Source organism: Cupriavidus gilardii (assembly GCF_017598945.1).
Lineage (GTDB): Bacteria > Pseudomonadota > Gammaproteobacteria > Burkholderiales > Burkholderiaceae > Cupriavidus > Cupriavidus gilardii_E.
In genome coordinates this window covers 83,872-103,126 of sequence record NZ_JAGFTW010000038.1, presented here as the reverse complement: position 1 = coordinate 103,126, position 19,255 = coordinate 83,872, and the positions used below count along the sequence as shown (strand labels likewise).

The following is a 19,255-nucleotide window of genomic DNA, read 5'->3' as shown; positions in this document are numbered from 1 at the left end:
ATAACAGGCAGGAAACCGAACGATGGGCAGCAGCTTGGGGTCGATGGACAGGGGCACGCGGCAGGGAGCACAACGCTGGCGAAGCTGGCAAACGCTGGCCGCGATCGCGCTGGCGATGCTGACGGCCTGGCTGTGCCTTGGCGCCGGACTCGCCCGTGCCGCCGATCAGGACGAGTTCCTGCCGCCCGAGCAGGCGTTCCGCTTCGCCGCCCGCACCCTCGATGCGCGCACCGTCGAGGTCCGTTTCGATGTCGCGCCGGGCTACTACATGTACCGCGAACGCTTCGCCTTCGCCGCGCAACCGGCGCAGGTCAAGCTCGGCGCGCCCGCCCTGCCTGCCGGCAAGGTCAAGTTCGACGAGACCTTCGGCAAGGAGATGGAGACCTACCGCGACACGGTGACCATCCGCGTGCCGGTCGAGTCTGCGCCCGAGGACGGCAAATGGACGCTGGTCGTGACCTCGCAGGGCTGCGCGGACAAGGGCCTGTGCTATCCGCCGATGGAGAGCGTCTACCAGGTCGGCGGCGGCGCCGGCATTGGCGCGCTGCTCGGCGGCCGTTCCAACGCGTCCATCGCGGCCGCCACGCCGCTCGCCTCGGGTACCGAGGGCGCAGGTCTGGGCGCCGTCACCAGGGCCGATACCGGCAAGGCGGTCGACGACAGCGGCCGCATCGCCGCGACGCTCGCCGGCGGCCAGCTGCTGACCATCGTCGCGCTGTTCTTCGGCCTCGGCCTGCTGCTGACCTTCACCCCTTGCGTGCTGCCGATGGTGCCGATCCTGTCGTCCATCGTGGTCGGCGAGCATCTGCACCGCGGCCGCGCCTTCGTGGTGTCGCTGGCCTATGTGCTCGGCATGGCGGTGGTGTACACCGCGGTGGGCGTCGCCGCGGGGCTGATCGGCGAAGGGCTGGCGGCGACGCTGCAGCAGCCGTGGGTGCTGGCGCTGTTTGCCGCGTTGATGGTGGCCCTGGCGCTGTCGATGTTCGGCCTCTATGAACTGCAGCTGCCGCAGCGCTGGCAGACGCGGCTTGCCGACTCGGCCAATCGCCGCCCGGGCGGCCAGATCGCCGGCGCCGGGGCGATGGGCGCCATCTCGGCGCTGATCGTCGGCCCCTGCGTGACCGCGCCGCTGGCCGGCGCGCTGGCCTATATCGCGCAGAGCGGCGACGCCTGGACCGGCGGCACCGCGTTGTTTTCGATGGCGACCGGCATGGGCGTGCCGCTGCTGCTGGTCGGCGTCGGCGCCGGCAATCTGCTGCCACGCGCGGGCCGCTGGATGGAAGCGACCAAGCGCGTGTTCGGCTTCCTGCTGCTCGGGGTCGCGCTGTGGATGATCGGACCGGTGCTGCCGGCCTGGCTGTCGATGCTCGGCTGGGCGACGCTGCTGCTGGTCGGCGCGGTGTTTCTGCGGGCCTTCGATGGTCTGGGCAACGAGCCGCATCCGGTGGCGCGGCTCGGCAAGGGGCTCGGCGTGCTGTCCGCGCTGGCCGGCGCGATCCTGCTGGTGGGCCTGGCCTCGGGCAGCCGCAATCCGCTGCAGCCGCTGTCGCATCTGGTGGCGGGCGCCCGCGACGACGCGCCGGCGGCCGAGGCGGTGCGTTTCGAACGGGTTCGCTCGGTGGCCGAGCTCGATGCCCGCATCGCGCAGGCCAGCGCAGCCGGCAAGCCGGTGCTGCTGGACTTCTATGCGGACTGGTGCGTCAGCTGCAAGGAGATGGAGCGCTTCACCTTCAGCGATCCGCGCGTGCAGGCACGACTGGCGGACGTGGTGATGCTGCAGGCCGACGTCACCGCCAATAACGCCGACGACAAGGCGCTGCTCAAGCGCTTCGGCCTGTTCGGCCCGCCGGGCATCATCCTGTTCGGCGACGACGGGCGCGAACTGCCGGTGCGGGTGATCGGCTATCAGGCAGCCGGGCGATTCCTGGCGAGCCTGGAGCGCGCGTTCGGACCGGCGGGCGCCTGACTCGCGCCCAGGCCGGCCGTCCCGCGCCGAATCGCTCGCGCTACATCACTCCCGCCACAGCCAGCGGCCGACCGCCCACATCGCCGCGATTCCGACCACTACCGCCCCCATCAGCGAGATCGACCACCAGAAGCCGCTGGGCTCCTGCAGCCACGGCATGCGCTCGAAGTTCATGCCGAAGATGCCGGTGATCAGTGTCAGCGGCATGAACAGCGCGGTGATCATCGTCAGCATCCGCATCGTGCGGTTGGTCCGGTGCGCGACCGCCGAGAAGTGGATCTGCACCGCGGATTCGATCGAATCCTCGAGCCGCCGCGCATGCGCCAGCACGCGCAGGATGTGTTCCATCACATCGTTGATGCGCACCAGCAGCACCTCGTCGCGGTCGTTGGCAGTACCGCCGGCCGGGTCGCTGTAGGTGTTGTCGAGCAGGCTGTCGCGGAATTCCTGCAGCGCGTCGCGTTGTTCCTCGCATAGATGTTCGAGCCGGCGCAGCTGGATGCGCGCATCGAGCAGGCCCTCCCAGCTGGAGAAGCCGCTGCGCGCGTTGAGGAGCGCGCGCTGCCAGCGGTCCAGCTGCCGCGTCAGCGGTGCGCGCAGTTCGAGATAGCGGTCGACCATCGCATTGAGCAGCCGCAGCATCAGGTCCTCGGGGCGCGTCGGCGGACGAATGCCGTGCACCAGCGCCGTGCCGCCGTTGGCGCGGACTTCCGACCGCGGCGCGCGGGTCAGCTCGAGCAGCCGCTGGCGCACCTGCTCGATCGTGCGCGACTGGCCGGGCCGCACGGTGGCCAGCACATGGTCGAACACGAAGAAGGCCACCGGCTGCGTATCGATGCGCGCCAGCGCGGGCAGAAAGCCGGGCGGGTGGCGGCGCGGCTTTGCGGCTGCGGCGGATGCTCCAGACGTGGTGGCCGTCGCCGCTGGTGCCGCCGTCGTCGCCGAAGTTGTCGAAGCTGTCGCACTTGCCGCAGTTGCCGCAGTCTCCGCGCCGCCGCCGTTGGTCTTGGCGACAGCCGGCGCGGGCCCTTCGCTACCCGCCTCCGCAATCAGCCGGCTGGTCTCGAACGTCAGCTTGCGGAAGATCACCATGTCGTAGGCATGCGTCGTATCGAAGAACGACGGATGCGCGGCGTTGGTGGCGTCGGCCAGATGCAGGTCGAGCACCGGCGCCCCGGTCAGCGTCTGCAATTGATCGCGCCAGGCCGCCGGTGCGGCGCTGACCTCGGCAAGCGTGCAATCGACCCAGACGAAGCGCGGCGCGGCCTGTTCGGCGAGAAAGGCGCGGGCGGCCTCGAGCGAGTCGAGCGGATGAACCTGGCTGGCGGAAAAACCGAGCAGCTGCATGCGCGAGGGATCAGCGCGCCAGCAGGCGGGCGGCGTCGAGCGCGAAATAGGTCAGGATGCCGTCGGCCCCGGCGCGGCGGAACGCCAGCAGCGATTCCATCATGACCTTGTCGTGGTCGAGCCAGCCGTTCTGCGCGGCGGCCTTCAGCATCGCGTACTCGCCGCTGACCTGGTAGACGTAGGTCGGGAAGCGGAACTCGTCCTTGACGCGCCGAACGATGTCCAGATACGGCATGCCCGGCTTGACCATCACCATGTCGGCGCCTTCCATGATGTCCTGCGCGACCTCGCGCAGCGCCTCGTCGGTGTTGGCCGGGTCCATCTGGTAGGTCATCTTGTTGCCCTTGCCCAGATTGGCGGCCGAGCCCACCGCGTCGCGGAAGGGGCCGTAGAACGCCGACGCGTACTTGGCCGAGTACGCCATGATGCGCGTGTGGATCTGGCCCGCGTCTTCGAGCGCGTTGCGCACGGCGCCGATGCGGCCGTCCATCATGTCCGACGGCGCGACGATGTCGACGCCGGCCGCGGCCTGGGTCAGCGCCTGGCGCACCAGGATCTCCACCGTTTCCTCGTTCAGCACGTAGCCGTCGGCATCGAGCACGCCGTCCTGGCCGTGGCTGGTGTACGGGTCGAGCGCGACATCGGTCAGCACGCCGAGCTCGGGGAAGCGGTCCTTCAGCGCGCGCACGGCGCGCGGAATCAGCCCGTCCTCGCGGGTGGCCTCGATGCCGTCGGGCGTCTTCAGCGACGGATCGATGACCGGGAACAGCGCGATCACGGGAATGCCCAGCTGCACGCATTGCTCGGCCACCGGCAGCAGCAGGTCCACCGACACGCGTTCGACGCCGGGCATCGACGCGACGCTCTGGCGCTGGCCCTGTCCGTCGAGCACGAACACGGGATAGATCAGGTTGTCCGGCGACAGCCGGTGCTCGCGCATCAGCCGGCGCGAGAAATCGTCGCGGCGCATGCGGCGGGGGCGGAATTCGGGGAAGGTGGACATGGTGGGATCGTCAGTCAGGGGACGGCGGAGCGAGGCGGCCCACGATACCTGGGCGATCACGGCGTCACGGCGAACGGACCAGATGTGGCAGGGGCTTGGCCTGACGGGCGGCAGCGTCCCGCGTCCAATAAAAAACTAAACTTTTGTGCGTGCCCGCTATCATACTCGCGGACCCTTTGCGTTGCGCCGCGTGCGTGGCGCGAGGTCCCCCGCTACTCCTCCCTGAGCGGGTACCCGCCTCGCGGCGGGAATATTCCCCCCCGTTGCTTGCAGCGGGGTTTTTTTTGCGCGCTTGTTGGCTGGCTGGTTTTGCTCGCCGGGTTACGACGGGGTTCCGCCGCTGCCGGGCTCGTCGCCGGGCGCTGCGTCGCCGGCCTGCGGCGTTGCATCGGCCGCCGGCGCCGCGCCCGCGGCCGGCTGCGCCTCGGGCAGCCCCAGCCATCCGGCGATATGGCGCTGCGCCTCCTCGATGCCGCGGCGCTTCAGGCTCGAGAACAACTGCGCGGTCAGCAAGGGCGGGTTCTCCAGCTGGGCCGCATAGTCGGCCAGCACGCGGCGCGTCTCGCGCAGCGCCAGCGCGTTCTCGCTGCTCGTCAGCTTGTCGGCCTTGGTCAGCAGCACATGGATCGGCTTGCCGGTGGGCAGAAACCACTCGACCATCTGGCAATCGAGGTCGGTGAAGGGCCGGCGCGCATCCATCATGATCACCAGCCCGGCCAGTTGCTGCCGGGCCTGCACGTAGTCGCTCAGCAGCGATTGCCAGTGGTACTTGGCCGAGCCGGAGACCTGCGCATAGCCGTAGCCCGGCAGGTCGACCAGGAAGGCCAGCGGATCGGGCGCCTTGACCGGCGCCACTGCAAAAAAGTTGATGTGCTGCGTGCGGCCGGGCGTCTTCGACGAGAACGCCAGCCGCTTCTGGTTGCACAGCACGTTGATGGCGGTCGACTTGCCCGCATTGGACCGTCCGGCGAAGGCGACTTCGGGCACGGCGGTGGCCGGCAGGTCGCGCAGATGGTTGACGGTGGTGAAGAAGCGGGCCTGGTGGAGAAGGGACATGAGGAGAGGCAGGGTCGGGGAGGCCCGCGCGGGAGTGCGCCAGGCGTCTATCCGGGAAGCGATTTATTGTACAATACCGCGGTTAACGGCCTCCCGGCCGGGTGGCGTTCGACGTTCTTTTGGCCTTGTTGGCGGCTGGCATGACCCGGACAGTATCGGGCAATGACTGGCCGGCAGTGGTCTGCCAACGGGTCTGTCCCGTCTTTTCGCCCCAATGCGCGTCCTCATCGCAGGCCGGAGGCTGACCGGCACGCGATAGCGAATTCAAAACAATTCAGACAAGGTGTGCGAATGAATGGCATTGCGAAACTTGTGGCTGTCGTAGCACTGGCCTTGCCGGCAACGGCCTTCACGGGTCTGGCCTCGGCCGCCGAGCAAGCCGCCGCCAAGGCGGACCCGGCCAAGGGCGAGACCCTCTACACGCAGGGCGCGCCGGATCGCAATGTTCCCGCCTGTCTGAGCTGCCACGGCGCCAACGGCAACAGCGGCGCCGCGGTCAATCCGAAACTGGCCGCGCAGCATCCCGAATACGCCCACAAGCAGCTGGCCGACTTCAAGGCCAAGGTCCGCAACAACCCGATCATGACGCCGATCGCGGCGCAGCTGACCGATCAGGAAATGCGCGACGTCGGCGCCTATCTGGCGCGCCAGACGCAGAAGCCGGCCTCCGCGAAGAACAAGGACACCATCGAGCTGGGTCAGAAGATCTACCGCGCCGGCATCGCCAACAAGGGCGTGCCCGCGTGCGCCGCCTGCCACGGCCCGGCCGGCGCCGGTATCCCGGCGCAGTATCCGCGCATCGGCGGCCAGTTCTCCGAGTACACCGAGGCCCAGCTGGTGGCCTTCCGCCAGGGCGGCCGCAAGAACAACGCGGTGATGACCGAGGTCGCGGCGCGGATGTCCGACGCCGAGATCAAGGCGGTGGCCGACTACGTCGCCGGCCTGCGCTAAGCCCGCCGGTACCCCCGAGCCGGCCGGCCCTCGCCGGCGCGGGTGGGGCGCAACCAAACCAGCCGGCGATAATCGAAGAGGGTGGCCTGCGTGAGCGAGCCTCCCTCTTTGTCTTTTGCGCGCTGCGCTCCTGCCTTTCCTGCCATGCCGACCGCTTCCACTTCGGGCCTGCGCCTGAAGACCACCCACCGCCTGCTGCGCGATACCGTCGAGCTGGTCTCGTCGATGCGCTTTGCGATCGCGCTGCTGTCGGTGATTTCGATCGCCAGCGTGATCGGCACCGTGCTCAAGCAGAACGAGCCGTACGCCAACTACGTCAACCAGTTCGGTCCGTTCTGGGCCGAGCTGTTCCACGCGCTGTCGCTGCAGAAGGTGTACGGCTCGTGGTGGTTCCTGCTGATCCTGGCCTTCCTGGTGGTGTCGACCTCGCTGTGCCTGATCCGCAATGCGCCGAAGATGGTGGCGGACATGCGCTCGTGGAAGGACCATGTGCGCGAGCGCAGCCTGCGCGCCTTCCATCACCGCGTCGAGTTCGATGCCGCGCCGTCGCGCGCGGGCGCGGTGCAGCGGCTGGGCGGGCTGCTGGCCAACCGCGGCTATCGGGTGCGCCAGATCGAGCACGAGGGCGCCACGCTGCTGGCGGCCAAGGCCGGCGCCGCCAACAAGCTGGGCTATATCCTTGCGCACGCGGCGATCGTGGTGATCTGCATCGGCGGCCTGCTCGATGGCGACATGCTGATCCGCGCGCAGATGTGGTTCGGCGGCAAGACGCCGATCAGCGGCAATGCGGTGATCAACGAGATTCCGCCGCAGCACCGGCTCTCCAGCAGCAACCCGGGCTTTCGCGGCAATGCCTTTGTGCCGGAGGGCGCCACGGTGTCGACCGCGATCCTGAACGTTGCCGACGGGGCGCTGGTGCAGGATCTGCCGTTCACGCTGACGCTGAAGAAATTCGTCATCGAGCATTACTCGACCGGCATGCCCAAGCTGTTCGCCTCCGACGTGGTCGTCACCGACCGTGCGACCGGCAAGCAGACCGCCGCCACCATCAAGGTCAATGAACCGCTGATCGTCGACGGCATCGCGATCTACCAGTCCAGCTTCGAGGACGGCGGCTCGCGGCTGAAGTTCGTCGGCTATCCGATGCGGGGCAACTCGGCGGCGAGCTTCGCGTTTGCCGGCACGGTCGGCAACAGCGCGCCGCTCAAGGGCACCGGCAGCGGGGTCGACGCGGAAGGGCTGACGGTCGAGTTCAGCGACTTCCGGCTGATGAACATCGAGAACATCACCGATGCCTCGGGCAAGGCCGATGCGCGCGGCGTCGCCACGCGCTCGCTGAACGAGCGCCTCGGGGCGCGGCTGGGCGCCGCGGCCAATCCCGAGCGCGAGAAGCAGCTGCGCAATGTCGGCCCGTCGGTCCAGTACAAGCTGCGCGACCGCAACGGCCAGGCGCGCGAATTCCACAACTACATGGTGCCGGTCCAGCTCGACGGCCAGTCGGTGTTCCTCGCCGGCACGCGCGATTCGCCGAGCGAGCCGTTCCGCTATCTGCGCATTCCGGCCGACGAGCAGGGCAGCGTGGCCGACTGGATGCGGCTGCGCGCGGCGCTGCAGGACAGCGCGCTGCGCGGCGAGGCCGCGCGCCGCTTCGCGCTGGCGTCGATGCCGGGCGGCGACAAGGCCGAGGTGCGCTCGCAATTGGCCGAAAGCGCGCGGCGCGCGCTCGATCTGTTCGCCGGCGCGGCGCGGCACGATGCCGATGCGCCGCCGGGCGGCTTCGCCGCGATCGCGGCCTTCCTCGAGCGGTCGGTGCCGCAGACCGAGCAGCAGAAGGCCGCCGACGTGCTGCTGAAGATCCTGAACGGCTCGATGTGGGAGCTGTGGCAGCTCGCGCGCGAACGCGCCGACCTGCCGGTGGTTGCCAACAGCGCGCAGAGCGGCGCCTTCCTGCAGCAGGCGATCAACGCGCTGTCGGACAGTTTCTTCTATGTGGCGCCGGTGTTTCTGCAGCTGGACGACTTCCAGGAGGTCAAGGCCAGCGTGTTCCAGATGACCCGTGCGCCTGGCAAGAACATCGTGTATCTTGGCTGCCTGCTGCTGGTACTGGGCGTGTTCGCCATGCTCTATATCCGCGAGCGCCGCGTGTGGGTCTGGGTGAAGGATGCCAAGCCGGATGCACAGCCGACCGGCGCGCCGAACGATGGCGCGCAACGCGCCGCCGGCAGCCACGTGCTGATGGCGATGTCGACCCAGCGGCGCACCCTGGACTTCGAGAAGGAATTCGCCGCGCTGCGCGAGGACGTGCAGCGTGCCGCGGCGGCAGCGCAGGACGCGCCGCCCCCGGCGCCGGCGACACGGTAGGGATTTCGTCATGTCTTCCAATTCTTCCAAGCTGCACGCCCCCGCCAACGCCCCGGCGACCGAAGGGCACGTCGCGTCGGCAGCGGACACCTCGTATCTGGAGCCGTCGTTTCTGCGCCGGCTGTCGTGGCTGGACTGGCTGTTCGCGCTGCTGCTGGTGGTGGGCGCCGGCGTCGGCCTGGCGCGCTACGGCCAGTGGATGGACGGCTACGACAAGGCGGTGCTGATCGGCGCGGTGCCGACCTTCGCGCTGCTGGGCTGGCACTGGAAGCCGGTGCGCGCGCTGATGATCGGCCTGGCGGTGCTGGCGCTGCTCGCGGTCCAGCTGTATCAGGGCGAACTGGCGCGCGCGGAGCAGGCCTTCCTGCTCAAGTACCTGCTGTCGAGCCAGTCAGCCATCCTGTGGATGTGCGCGCTGGTGTTCCTGTCGACGCTGTTCTACTGGGGCGGCCTGCTGGCGCGCTCGCAGACCGGCTACGGCATCGGCCACAAGCTGGCCTGGGCAGCGGTGGTGCTCGGCTTTACCGGCATGCTGGTGCGCTGGTACGAGTCTTATCTGATCGGTCCCGATATCGGCCATATCCCGGTGTCGAACCTGTACGAAGTCTTCGTGCTGTTCGTGCTGATCACCACGCTGTTCCATCTGTACTACGAGGGCCGCTACCGCACCGGCGCGCTGGGCCCGTTCGTGATGCTGGTGGTGTCGGCCGCGGTCGGCTTTCTGCTGTGGTACACGGTCAGCCGCGATGCGCATGAAATCCAGCCGCTGGTGCCCGCGCTGCAGAGCTGGTGGATGAAGATCCATGTACCGGCCAACTTCATCGGCTACGGCACCTTCGCGCTGGCCGCGATGGTCGCGGTGGCGTATCTGCTGAAGCAGCGCGGCATCCTGGCCGAGCGCCTGCCGGCGCTGGAGTTGCTCGACGACGTCATGTACAAGGCGATCGCGGTCGGTTTCGCCTTCTTCACGATCGCCACCATCCTCGGCGCGCTGTGGGCGGCCGAGGCCTGGGGAGGCTACTGGAGCTGGGATCCGAAGGAAACGTGGGCGCTGATCGTCTGGCTGAACTACGCCGCCTGGCTGCACATGCGGCTGATCAAGGGGCTGCGCGGCGCGATGGCCGCCTGGTGGGCGCTGATCGGGCTCTTGATCACGACCTTCGCCTTCCTCGGCGTCAACATGTTCCTGTCCGGCCTGCATAGCTACGGTGAACTGTGATTCGTAAGTAACTTATCGGTCAGTGAAGCGAGCAAACCTGCCCTTTTGGGCAGGTTTTTTTATGGAAAGGGAATAAAACGGCGCCTGAGGGTGTTTACTGGGAAACACGGCGCCGGTGGGCGGCGCCGCCTTTTCCTGGAGACAGACATCATGACCCTCTCGCGCTTTACCGCTTCCGGTCGTCTTGCCCTTCCCGTGACCGTCGCCGCCGCCATCCTGCTCACCGCCTGTTCCGGCATGGGCATGGGCTCGGGCAGCAGCAGCGCCAGCGGCGGCAGCACGGCCAGCACCAGCGGCAACATGCCGCCGACGGTCAAGGTCAGCAACGGCGTGCTGACCGATCCGCAGGGCCTGACGCTGTACACCTTCGACCGCGATACGGCGGGCAGCGGCAAGAGCGTCTGCAACGGACAATGCGCGGTCAACTGGCCGCCACTGCTGGCCCAGCCCGGCACCTCGGCCACCGGCCAATACACCATCATCACGCGCGACGACGGCAGCCGTCAGTGGGCCTATCGCGGCAAGCCGCTGTACCGCTTCGCCAAGGACACCAAGCCGGGCGACCGTACCGGCGACAAGGTGATGAACGTCTGGCACATCGCCACGCCGTAAGGCATCCGCCACGGGCACCGCGGGGCCGGACCCTACGCACCAATGGTCCGCCGGCCGGTCCAAAGTGTGCCGGCCCGGCACGGTTCCGCAGCCCCGCAGAACCGCCGCGCGCCGGCGCTCCGCCAAGCAAGGAACGACGATGTGGATTCCCTCTCCGAAATGGCTGCGCGGCGACGACATCCCGTCCAGCGAGATCACGCCGCCGGAAGCGTTCGCCGCGCGCCGCCGCTGGCTGGCGATGGTCGCCGCCGGCGCGGCCGGCAGCACGCTGGCACCGTGGGCCGCACGCCAGGCGCTGGCGCAGCCGGGCCGCGGGCAGAAGCTGGCGGCCACCGCCAACCCCGCCTATGTGGTGACCGAGAAGCGCACGCCTTACGAGGACGTCACCACCTACAACAACTTCTACGAGTTCGGTACCGACAAGGCCGACCCGGCGCGCAACGCCGGCACGCTGCGGACGCGTCCGTGGCAGGTCAAGGTCGAAGGGCTGGTGCGGCAGCCCAAGGTCTATGACATCGACGGCCTGATGAAGATGGCCGCGATGGAAGAGCGGGTCTACCGGCTGCGCTGCGTCGAGGGATGGTCGATGGTGATTCCGTGGATCGGCTTTCCGCTGGCCGAGCTGATCCGGCGCGCCGAGCCGCTGGGCAGCGCCAGGTTCGTCGAGTTCGTGACGCTGGCCGACAAGAAGCAGATGCCCGGACTGGGCAGCCCGGTGCTGGATTGGCCCTATCGCGAAGGCCTGCGCCTGGACGAGGCCATGCATCCGCTGACCTTGCTGACCTTCGGGCTGTACGGCGAGGTGCTGCCGAACCAGAACGGCGCGCCGGTGCGCATCGTGGTGCCGTGGAAGTACGGCTTCAAGAGCGCCAAGTCGATCGTCGCGATCCGCTTCGTCGACAAGCAGCCCGCCACCAGCTGGAACCTGGCCGCGCCGCAGGAGTACGGCTTCTATTCGAACGTCAATCCGGAGGTCGACCATCCGCGCTGGAGCCAGGCCACCGAGCGCCGCATCGGCGACGACAAGGGCGGCGGCTTTGCGGCGCTGTTCGCGCCCAAGCGCAAGACGCTGCCGTTCAACGGCTACGCGCAGCAGGTCGCCTCGCTGTATCAGGGCATGGATCTGCGCAAGTTCTTCTAGCCCGTCTTCGGACTACCGCATGCCTTCCACCGAGACGACGCCGGCCGCCCCGCGTACCGCAGCTGCGGGCGGGCGCCGGGCTAGCGCCACGCCCGGCACCTTGTCGCCCACGCGGCTGCGCGCGCTGAAGACGCTGATCTGGGTACTGGCCTTGCTGCCGTTCGCGCGGCTCGTGTACCTGGGCGCGACCGGCCAGTACGGCGTCAATCCGCTGGAATTCGTCACGCGCTCCACCGGCACGTGGACGCTGGTGATGCTGTGCGCGACGCTGGCGGTGACGCCGCTGCGGCGTCTGAGCGGCTGGAGCTGGCTGCTGCGGATACGGCGACTGCTGGGTCTGTTCGCCTTCTTCTACGGCACGCTGCACTTCCTGCTGTGGCTCGGCGTGGACCGCGGCTTCGATCTGGCCTACATGGCCAAGGACGTGTTCAAGCGTCCGTTCATCACGATGGGGTTTGCCGCGTTCGTGCTGATGGTGCCGCTGGCCGCGACCTCGACGCATGCGATGGTGCGCCGGCTGGGCGGCCGGCGCTGGCAGGCCCTGCACCGCAGTATCTATGCGATCGCGGTGCTGGCGATCCTGCACTACTGGTGGCACAAGGCCGGCAAGAACGATTTCGGCGAGGTGTCGATCTACGCCGCCGTGGTGGCGGCGCTGCTCGGCGCGCGGCTGTGGTGGTGGTGGCGCGGGACGGCCCGCGCCGGCGCCAACACTGACACCAACACCACCGGGACGAGGGCGCCGTCGCGCCAGTCGACGCGACGTTAGCGCGGCAGCAGCTTCTCGTCGCGGAACAGGTCCTCGACGCGCTCGCGGGCGCGCACCAGATGCACCGCGTCGCCATCGACCATCACCTCGGCCGCGCGCGGACGGGTGTTGTAGTTCGAGCTCATCACGAAGCCATAGGCGCCGGCGGACATCACCGCCAGCAGATCGCCCGGCGTCACCGCCAGCGCGCGATCGCGGCCCAGCCAGTCGCCCGATTCGCACACCGGGCCGACCACGTCATAGGTCACCGCTTCACCCGCATGCGGCACCACCGGCTCGATCCGATGGAACGCCTCGTACATCGCCGGGCGCGCCAGATCGTTCATCGCCGCGTCGACGATGCAGAAGTTCTTGGCCTCGCCGGGCTTGAGGAATTCGACGCGCGTCAGCAGCACGCCCGCATTGCCGACCAGCGAACGGCCCGGTTCGAACAGCACCTCGCGATGGCCGTGGCCGCGCTGCGCCACGCGCTCGAGCAGCGTGCGGGCGAAGCCGGTGATATCGGGCGGCGTCTCGTCGTCATAGGTGATGCCCAGCCCGCCGCCGACATCGATATGCGACAGCACGATGCCTTCGCGCTCGAGCGCCTCGACCACGTCGAGCACCTTGTCCAGCGCCTCCAGATACGGCGCGACCTCGGTGATCTGCGAGCCGATATGGCAGTCGATGCCGGTGATCTCCAGATGCGGCAGCGCGGCGGCGGCGCGGTAGGTCGGCAGCACGTCGTCGAAGGCGATGCCGAACTTGTTGCCCTTGAGCCCGGTGGAGATATACGGATGGGTGCGTGCGTCGACGTCCGGATTGATCCGCAGCGACACGCGCGCGCGCTTGCCGACGCGGCCCGCGACCGCATTCAGGCGATCGAGCTCGGGGATCGATTCGACGTTGAAGCACAGCACGTCGTGCGCCAGCGCCAGTTCCATCTCGGCCTCGGACTTGCCCACGCCCGAGAACACGACCTTGCGCGGATCGGCGCCCACCGCCAGCACGCGCTGCAGTTCGCCGCCCGACACGATGTCGAAGCCCGCGCCCAGCTGCGCGAAGACCTGCAGCACGGCCAGGTTCGAGTTGGCCTTCATCGCGTATTGCACGCGGGCGCGATGGCCGGCGCAGGCGGCGGCGTACGCCTGGTAGGCGGCGGTCAGCGCCGCGCGCGAATAAACGTAGGTCGGCGTGCCGAATTGTTCGGCGATGCGCGCGAGCGGCACCTGTTCGACGGCGAGGGCACGGTCGCGGCGATGGAAGAATGCGGTCATGTTATCGGGCGGCGGGTGCGGACGCGGGCGCGGCGGACGAGGGCGATGAAGACGACGAAGACGTGCGGGCCGGCGGCGTGCGCGCCGGCATCGGCGCGGCGTCCGGCTGCGACAGGCCGGGGTCGGGAACGCTGGGCTGCACCGGCGCGGGCGGGCGCTGCGGCATCACCAGCGGGCCGCGGATGCCGCATCCGCCGAGCAGGGGCATCGCTAGGCCGGCGGCAAACGCCGCTACAATCGCAACACGACGCAACATCGGGTCGTCCTTGGAAACAGGGGTCGAACGGGAGGCGGACCGGATGGACCGGATTCGCCGTGGCCGGGCAGCGATGCCGGCAGGCATCCGGAGCGGCCCGCAGAACAAATGCATCAGCCGCGCTGCGGTCCAGACAGGGACCGGCCGCGGCTGGCGGTCTTGGAGTGTAGCATGTCCCTTTTGAGCGAAAGCGAGTTCCTGGCGCTGGCGACCGGCGAGCTGGATCGGCTGGAAAGTGCGATCGAACAGGCGGCCGATGCGGCCGACGCCGATATCGAGATCAACCGCAGCGGCAATGTGATGGAGCTCGAGTTCGAGGACGGCTCGAAGATCATCATCAACAGCCAGGCCCCGATGCAGGAGCTGTGGGTCGCGGCGCGCGCGGGGGGCTTTCACTTCCGCCGCGACGGCCAGCGCTGGGTCGACACGCGCGAGGGCACCGAGCTGTATCAGGCGCTGTCGCGCTATCTGAGCCAGCAGGCCGGGACCACGCTGACGCTGGGCTGACACCGGCGTCGCGACAAGCAGCACAAACGAAAAGGCCAGCCCATCATCGGGCTGGCCTTTTCGTTGTGCCTTTAGGTACGGCCGCGTCAGCCGCCGCCGAACATCTCCAGGATGCGGCGCTTCTCCTGCTCCAGATCGGCAGCCGATGGCGCGCCGGGATCGGGCGCCTTGCCCGGCCACGGGTCGCCCAGACCGACCGACGCCACGCCGGCGCCGCCGGCATTCTCTTCCAGCGTCCAGTCGCCGGCCACCATCAGCACGCCTTCCGGCGGCTGGCGGTCCGGGCTCTCGGGCACGCCCTTGAGCATCTTCGACATGTAGCTGATCCAGATCGGCAGCGACAGGCCGCCGCCGGTCTCGCGCACGCCCAGGCTCTTGGGCTGGTCGTAGCCCATCCAGGCCACCGCCACCAGCTTCGGCGTATAGCCGGCGAACCAGGCATCGACCGCATCGTTGGTGGTACCGGTCTTGCCCGCCAGGTCGTTGCGGCCCAGCCGCTGCTTGGCGGTATAGGCCGTGCCGGTGCGCACCACGTCGCGCAGCATGCTGTCCGCGATAAAGGCCGTGCGCGCATCGAGCACCCGCACCGCATCCTCGCCGGCGCGCTGCGGCTTGGTCTCCGACAGCACGTTGCCGCGCGAATCGACCACGCGCTGGATCAGGTACGGATTGATGCGATAGCCGCCGTTGGCGAACACCGAGTAGGCGCCCGCCATCTGCAGCGGCGTCACGCTGCCCGAGCCCAGCGCCATCGGCAGATAGGCCGGATGCTTGTCGGCCTCGAAGCCGAAGCGCGTGATGAAGTCCTGCGCGTACTGCGTGCCGATCGCGCGCAGGATCCGCACCGACACCAGGTTCTTCGACTTGGCCAGCGCGCGGCGCATCGTCATCGGGCCTTCGAAGCGGCCGTCGTAGTTCTTCGGCTCCCACACCTGGCCGCCGGTATCGGGGCCGATCGACAGCGGCGCGTCGTTGATCACGGTCGCCGGCGAGAAGCCCTTCTCCAGTGCGGCGGTATAAATGAACGGCTTGAAGCTCGAGCCCGGCTGGCGCCACGCCTGCGTGACGTGGTTGAACTTGTTGCGGTTGAAGTCGAAGCCGCCGACCATCGCGCGGATCTCGCCGTCCTCCGGGTTCAGCGAGATGAACGCCGCGGCCACCTCGGGCAGCTGCGCCACCGACCACGCACCCTTGTCGTTCTGCACCACGCGGATGATCGCGCCGGGACGGATCTTGACCTTGGGCTGCGCGTTGGCCGCCAGCGACGGCGCGATATAGCGCAGCGCCGACCCTTCGATCACCACTTCCTCGCCGGACAGCAGCACCGCGCGGACCTGCTTGCTCGATGCCGCGGTGACCACCGCCGAGCGCATGTCGTCGCTGGCCGGATGCTCGACCAGCGCATCGTCGATGGCCTGCTCGCGCTCGGCCGGATCCGACGGCAGGTCGATGAAGGCCTCGGGACCGCGGTAGCCGTGCTTGCGCTCGTAATTCATGATGCCGGCGCGCACGGCCTCGTAGGCCGCGTCCTGATCGGGCTTGGTCAGCGTGGTGTACACCGTCAGGCCGCGCGTGTAGGTCTCCTCGCGGTATTGGGCGTACATCAGCTGGCGCACGATCTCGGCCACGTATTCGGCGTGGGTCGAGAACTCGTTGCCCTCGTTGCGGACCTTCAGTTCCTCGTGCACCGCCTCGTCGTACTGTTGCGGCGTGATATAGCCCAGGTCGCGCATTCGCTGCAGGATGTATTCCTGCCGCACCTTGGCGCGCTTGCGGTTGACCACCGGGTTGTAGGCCGACGGGGCCTTCGGCAGGCCGGCCAGCATCGCGGCCTCGGCCACGGTGACGTCCTTGATCGATTTGCCGAAGTACACGCGCGCGGCGCTGGAGAAGCCGTAGGCGCGCTGTCCCAGATAGATCTGGTTCATGTACAGCTCGAGGATCTGGTCCTTGCTCAGGTTCGCCTCGATCTTGTACGCCAGCATCATCTCGTAGATCTTGCGGGTGTAGGTCTTCTCGCTGGACAGGAAGAAGTTGCGCGCGACCTGCATCGTGATGGTCGACGCGCCCTGCGACAGGCCGCCGCGCAGATTGGCGAGGCCCGCGCGCAGCACGCCGATGAAATCGACGCCGCCGTGCTCGTAGAAGCGATCGTCCTCGATCGCCAGCACGGCCTTCTTCATCACGTCGGGGATCTCGGCGATCGGCACGAAATTGCGCCGCTCCTCGCCGAATTCGCCGATCAGCACGTTGTCGGCGGTGTAGATGCGCAGCGGAATCTTGGGACGGTAGTCGGTCAGCGTATCGAGCGACGGCAGATTCGGCGCCGCCACCAGAAGCGCGTAGCCGAGCAGCAGGGCCACCGTGACGACACCCGCGGCCATCAGGCCCAGCGCCCAGTAGCTGGCGCGTATCCACAGCGGGCGGCGAGCCGGTTTAGCCGGCTTCTGTTGTGCAGTAGCCATTGGGTAATACCTAGTTGGAGGTGCCCGGATTATATCGCTCGCATCCGCGGCTCCCGGGCGGGTAGTGCCGTGGCGGGCGCATCCATGCTGTTACAAGTTGTAAGACCGAAAAGTCGTCGCCGCTCGTACCAGTATGGGCGCCAGCGGCCCAACTGCAATCGCGCCGTGACTTGCGAAAACCGGCGCGATGGGCATGGCGTCGCATTGCCGCTGCCATGTCCGGCTGCCGAGAATCGGTCCATCGGCGCGCCATGCGGGGCGGGCGTGCACGAGGCCCGTCCGCTGGGAACACGGCGAGAGACACGGGCTTGGCAGGATCTGGACTGGCCTTGTACCAGGCGAGGCGGGCAGGGACGGGCAGGGCGAACAGGGCGGATGGGCTTGCGCTCGGCGGCGAGAAAGGCGGTTAGAGCCGCCTTCGCGCCGCCGAGTTCAACGCCGCGCCGGATCGACGGAGGGAGGGGCATCGTGCGAGCGCGGCAGAGGTGGCGGGCGGCATGGCATTCGGTCAGGGATCGTGGACGGCATCTGGCCAGTCGCGCCGGCTCGCTGCGTCCGGGGTGGCGCGCGATGGCGGCCGTGGCGGGCACGGCGGTGCTGGCGGGCGGCTACCTGCTCGATCGGCGTATCGCGGCCGCCGAGGCAGAGAACCGTGCATTGGCCGAGCGGGCGCGCCGTTGGGAAGCCCCGGCGCGCGAGGCAGAGGCACTGCGCCAGCAGATCGGCGCGGTGAGCCGGCGCGGCAGCGCGCTGGACACGCTGCTGCAGAATCGAGGCCGGCCGGCCCGGCTGCTCGATGCGCTGGCCAGCCACGTGCCGCGGGGCATTCAGCTGCGCAGCGTCGGCCAGCGCGACGACACGGTGACGATCGAAGGCGTGGCCCGGGGTCACGAGCGCGTGGCGGCCCTGATGCGGGAACTGGAGCCGGCGCCGTGGCTGGCCCGCGTCGATCTGCTCGAATCGCGCACCGCAGCGTCGGGGCCCGGCGCCGCCGGAGGGGCAGTCGACCGCATGGAGGCCGAGCCCCGCTTCGACTTCGCCGTCCGGCTGGTCCATCGCGCTTTCGCCACGGCGGCCAACGTCGACGGGGCCAACGTCGACTCCTCCGGCGCGTCCATGCCCGCGCCAGCGCGGGACGGGAGCCCAGATGGCGCCGGATGACGAAGACGAGATCGCGCCCGGCTCGGCATCGTGGCCGGGCCAGTGGGCCGGTCGCGATGGTTCGGACCTGCGCGGGCTGTGGCCGATCCTGGTCGCCTGTGCGGTGGTGGCGGCCGGGTGGCAATGGCATTGGCGCGACAAGCTGGCCTTGCTGAACAGCCGGCAGGCCGAGCACGCCGCGCTGCATCAGTCGGCCGCACGACTGGCGGCCGAGGCGGCGAGCGCCGAGCCGATGCGGCGGCGGCTGGCCGAACTGACGCAGGCGCTGACAGTGCGGGAGCGCCATCTGCCCGACCATGGCGGCATCGACGAACTGCTCGTCACGTTGAGTTCGCTCGCCAACGCGCACGGCCTGCGGATCGCGCTGTTCCAGCCGCAGGCCGCGGTCGTGGGCGCGGACTTCGTGCAGATTCCATTGACGCTGCGTGTCGACGGCGGCTATCGCGAGATCGCGGCATGGCTGGCGGGCCTCGCCGCCTTGCCCCGCCTGGTGACGCTGCAGTCGATGCAGTTGGCGGCCGGCAAGGACGACGGCGCACTGACGATGGAGGCGGTCGTGCTGGCCTATCGGGCGCTCGATGCCGCCGAACGCGCCGCGCCGCAGCGCACGACGCGCGCATCGCGAGGGAAAGGCGGGCACGACGCCGCGCCACCGCCGACATGGCATCCCGCACCGCTGGACCCTGCGCCTCGCCTGCCGCTGCTCCAGGACGCAAATGCCGGCGCGGCCGGTGCCGCCGTGGCCGATCTTTTCGCGGATGCGCGGCTGGCCGCACCGGCATTTGCGCCGTCCGACGATGCAGTCGCGGCGCGGGCGCGCGAGCCGCTGGAGGCCTATGCCCTCGAGCAGATGCGGATGGTCGGAAGCCTGCAGAGCGCGGGCCGCGCCTACGGCGTGGTGCGCGTGGATGGCGCGGATGGCCTGGTCGCCGCGGTGCAGGTGGGCCAGCGCCTGGGCCGCCGCGACGGCGTCGTGGTGCGCATCGAGCGCGACGGGATCGTGCTGCGCGAGCGGGTCTGGAACGGGGAGGATCGATGGATCGAAACGACGGCCCGCCTCGCGCTCGATGCGCCGGCATGATGGGGCTGATCTTCGGGATGCTGGCGCTCGCGCATGCCGCGCCGCTGCGCGTGCTGGCCGCGCCCGCCGCGGCCGCGGTGGCAGCGCCGTCAGCCGACGCCGCG

General features: G+C 69.0%; 15 protein-coding genes. 10 read left to right on the top strand and 5 right to left on the bottom strand.

The window, feature by feature from the left end:
• Positions 1–22: 22 nt before the first annotated feature.
• Positions 23–1,966 carry a protein-disulfide reductase DsbD gene (gene dsbD, locus J5T34_RS14160; RefSeq protein ID WP_432207670.1) on the top strand — a complete coding sequence of 648 codons (1,944 nt, stop codon included), beginning with the start codon at positions 23–25 and terminating at the stop codon, positions 1,964–1,966.
• Positions 1,967–2,011: 45 nt separating this feature from the next.
• On the opposite strand, the gene J5T34_RS14155 is transcribed toward dsbD, so the two are convergent.
• From J5T34_RS14155 to yihA, 3 genes are all read right to left on the bottom strand, one after another.
• Positions 2,012–3,313, bottom strand: coding sequence for a magnesium transporter CorA family protein (locus tag J5T34_RS14155; RefSeq protein WP_208580296.1), 1,302 nt, complete (start codon positions 3,311–3,313; stop codon positions 2,012–2,014).
• Positions 3,314–3,323: 10 nt separating this feature from the next.
• Positions 3,324–4,316 (bottom strand): porphobilinogen synthase, encoded by a 993-nt coding sequence (gene hemB, locus J5T34_RS14150; protein WP_208580295.1) that lies wholly within the window; start codon positions 4,314–4,316, stop codon positions 3,324–3,326.
• Between the two features lie 321 nt (positions 4,317–4,637).
• Positions 4,638–5,372, bottom strand: a complete 735-nt coding sequence (gene yihA / locus J5T34_RS14145; protein WP_208580294.1) for a ribosome biogenesis GTP-binding protein YihA/YsxC — start codon at positions 5,370–5,372, stop codon at positions 4,638–4,640.
• Between the two features lie 291 nt (positions 5,373–5,663).
• Between yihA and J5T34_RS14140 the strand changes: the two genes are divergently transcribed.
• The 6 genes from J5T34_RS14140 (at position 5,664) to msrQ (ending at position 12,425) form a co-directional block, all read left to right on the top strand.
• Entirely contained in the window at positions 5,664–6,323 is a 660-nt protein-coding gene (locus J5T34_RS14140; protein WP_006577451.1) for a c-type cytochrome, read from the top strand.
• Positions 6,324–6,467: 144 nt separating this feature from the next.
• Positions 6,468–8,684: a cytochrome c biogenesis protein ResB gene (locus tag J5T34_RS14135; protein WP_208580293.1), complete on the top strand. Its 2,217-nt coding sequence runs from the start codon at positions 6,468–6,470 to the stop codon at positions 8,682–8,684.
• 10 nt (positions 8,685–8,694) lie between these two features.
• Positions 8,695–9,903 carry a c-type cytochrome biogenesis protein CcsB gene (gene ccsB / locus J5T34_RS14130; protein ID WP_244258903.1) on the top strand — a complete coding sequence of 403 codons (1,209 nt, stop codon included), beginning with the start codon at positions 8,695–8,697 and terminating at the stop codon, positions 9,901–9,903.
• Positions 9,904–10,053: 150 nt separating this feature from the next.
• On the top strand, positions 10,054–10,515 hold the full coding sequence (locus J5T34_RS14125; RefSeq protein ID WP_208580292.1) for a COG4315 family predicted lipoprotein: 462 nt from the start codon (positions 10,054–10,056) through the stop codon (positions 10,513–10,515).
• A gap of 139 nt (positions 10,516–10,654) precedes the next feature.
• Positions 10,655–11,656 carry a protein-methionine-sulfoxide reductase catalytic subunit MsrP gene (gene msrP / locus J5T34_RS14120; protein ID WP_208580291.1) on the top strand — a complete coding sequence of 334 codons (1,002 nt, stop codon included), beginning with the start codon at positions 10,655–10,657 and terminating at the stop codon, positions 11,654–11,656.
• A 19-nt stretch (positions 11,657–11,675) separates the two neighbouring features.
• Complete coding sequence (gene msrQ, locus J5T34_RS14115) at positions 11,676–12,425, top strand: protein-methionine-sulfoxide reductase heme-binding subunit MsrQ (protein ID WP_208580290.1); 750 nt, start codon at positions 11,676–11,678, stop codon at positions 12,423–12,425.
• On the opposite strand, the gene lysA is transcribed toward msrQ, so the two are convergent.
• Complete coding sequence (gene lysA, locus J5T34_RS14110) at positions 12,422–13,681, bottom strand: diaminopimelate decarboxylase (protein ID WP_208580289.1); 1,260 nt, start codon at positions 13,679–13,681, stop codon at positions 12,422–12,424. The genes msrQ and lysA overlap by 4 nt on opposite strands.
• A gap of 427 nt (positions 13,682–14,108) precedes the next feature.
• Between lysA and cyaY the strand changes: the two genes are divergently transcribed.
• Positions 14,109–14,444 (top strand): iron donor protein CyaY, encoded by a 336-nt coding sequence (gene cyaY / locus J5T34_RS14105; RefSeq protein WP_208580288.1) that lies wholly within the window; start codon positions 14,109–14,111, stop codon positions 14,442–14,444.
• A gap of 86 nt (positions 14,445–14,530) precedes the next feature.
• On the opposite strand, the gene J5T34_RS14100 is transcribed toward cyaY, so the two are convergent.
• Entirely contained in the window at positions 14,531–16,909 is a 2,379-nt protein-coding gene (locus tag J5T34_RS14100; protein WP_208580287.1) for a penicillin-binding protein 1A, read from the bottom strand.
• Between the two features lie 468 nt (positions 16,910–17,377).
• On the opposite strand from J5T34_RS14100, the gene J5T34_RS14095 reads away from it, so the two are divergent.
• Positions 17,378–18,070 carry a PilN domain-containing protein gene (locus tag J5T34_RS14095; protein ID WP_208580286.1) on the top strand — a complete coding sequence of 231 codons (693 nt, stop codon included), beginning with the start codon at positions 17,378–17,380 and terminating at the stop codon, positions 18,068–18,070.
• Positions 18,057–19,151: a pilus assembly protein PilP gene (locus J5T34_RS14090; protein ID WP_208580285.1), complete on the top strand. Its 1,095-nt coding sequence runs from the start codon at positions 18,057–18,059 to the stop codon at positions 19,149–19,151. Before J5T34_RS14095 ends, J5T34_RS14090 begins: the two co-directional genes overlap by 14 nt.
• Positions 19,152–19,255: the final 104 nt, after the last annotated feature.

What these genes read in the sequence shown, in the direction of transcription:
- dsbD (WP_432207670.1), top strand. Translation starts at nt 23, where the DNA reads ATGGGCAGCAGCTTGGGGTCGATGGACAGGGGCACGCGGCAGGGAGCA.
- J5T34_RS14155 (WP_208580296.1), bottom strand. Translation starts at nt 3,313, where the DNA reads ATGCAGCTGCTCGGTTTTTCCGCCAGCCAGGTTCATCCGCTCGACTCG.
- hemB (WP_208580295.1), bottom strand. Translation starts at nt 4,316, where the DNA reads ATGTCCACCTTCCCCGAATTCCGCCCCCGCCGCATGCGCCGCGACGAT.
- yihA (WP_208580294.1), bottom strand. Translation starts at nt 5,372, where the DNA reads ATGTCCCTTCTCCACCAGGCCCGCTTCTTCACCACCGTCAACCATCTG.
- J5T34_RS14140 (WP_006577451.1), top strand. Translation starts at nt 5,664, where the DNA reads ATGAATGGCATTGCGAAACTTGTGGCTGTCGTAGCACTGGCCTTGCCG.
- J5T34_RS14135 (WP_208580293.1), top strand. Translation starts at nt 6,468, where the DNA reads ATGCCGACCGCTTCCACTTCGGGCCTGCGCCTGAAGACCACCCACCGC.
- ccsB (WP_244258903.1), top strand. Translation starts at nt 8,695, where the DNA reads ATGTCTTCCAATTCTTCCAAGCTGCACGCCCCCGCCAACGCCCCGGCG.
- J5T34_RS14125 (WP_208580292.1), top strand. Translation starts at nt 10,054, where the DNA reads ATGACCCTCTCGCGCTTTACCGCTTCCGGTCGTCTTGCCCTTCCCGTG.
- msrP (WP_208580291.1), top strand. Translation starts at nt 10,655, where the DNA reads ATGTGGATTCCCTCTCCGAAATGGCTGCGCGGCGACGACATCCCGTCC.
- msrQ (WP_208580290.1), top strand. Translation starts at nt 11,676, where the DNA reads ATGCCTTCCACCGAGACGACGCCGGCCGCCCCGCGTACCGCAGCTGCG.
- lysA (WP_208580289.1), bottom strand. Translation starts at nt 13,681, where the DNA reads ATGACCGCATTCTTCCATCGCCGCGACCGTGCCCTCGCCGTCGAACAG.
- cyaY (WP_208580288.1), top strand. Translation starts at nt 14,109, where the DNA reads ATGTCCCTTTTGAGCGAAAGCGAGTTCCTGGCGCTGGCGACCGGCGAG.
- J5T34_RS14100 (WP_208580287.1), bottom strand. Translation starts at nt 16,909, where the DNA reads ATGGCTACTGCACAACAGAAGCCGGCTAAACCGGCTCGCCGCCCGCTG.
- J5T34_RS14090 (WP_208580285.1), top strand. Translation starts at nt 18,057, where the DNA reads ATGGCGCCGGATGACGAAGACGAGATCGCGCCCGGCTCGGCATCGTGG.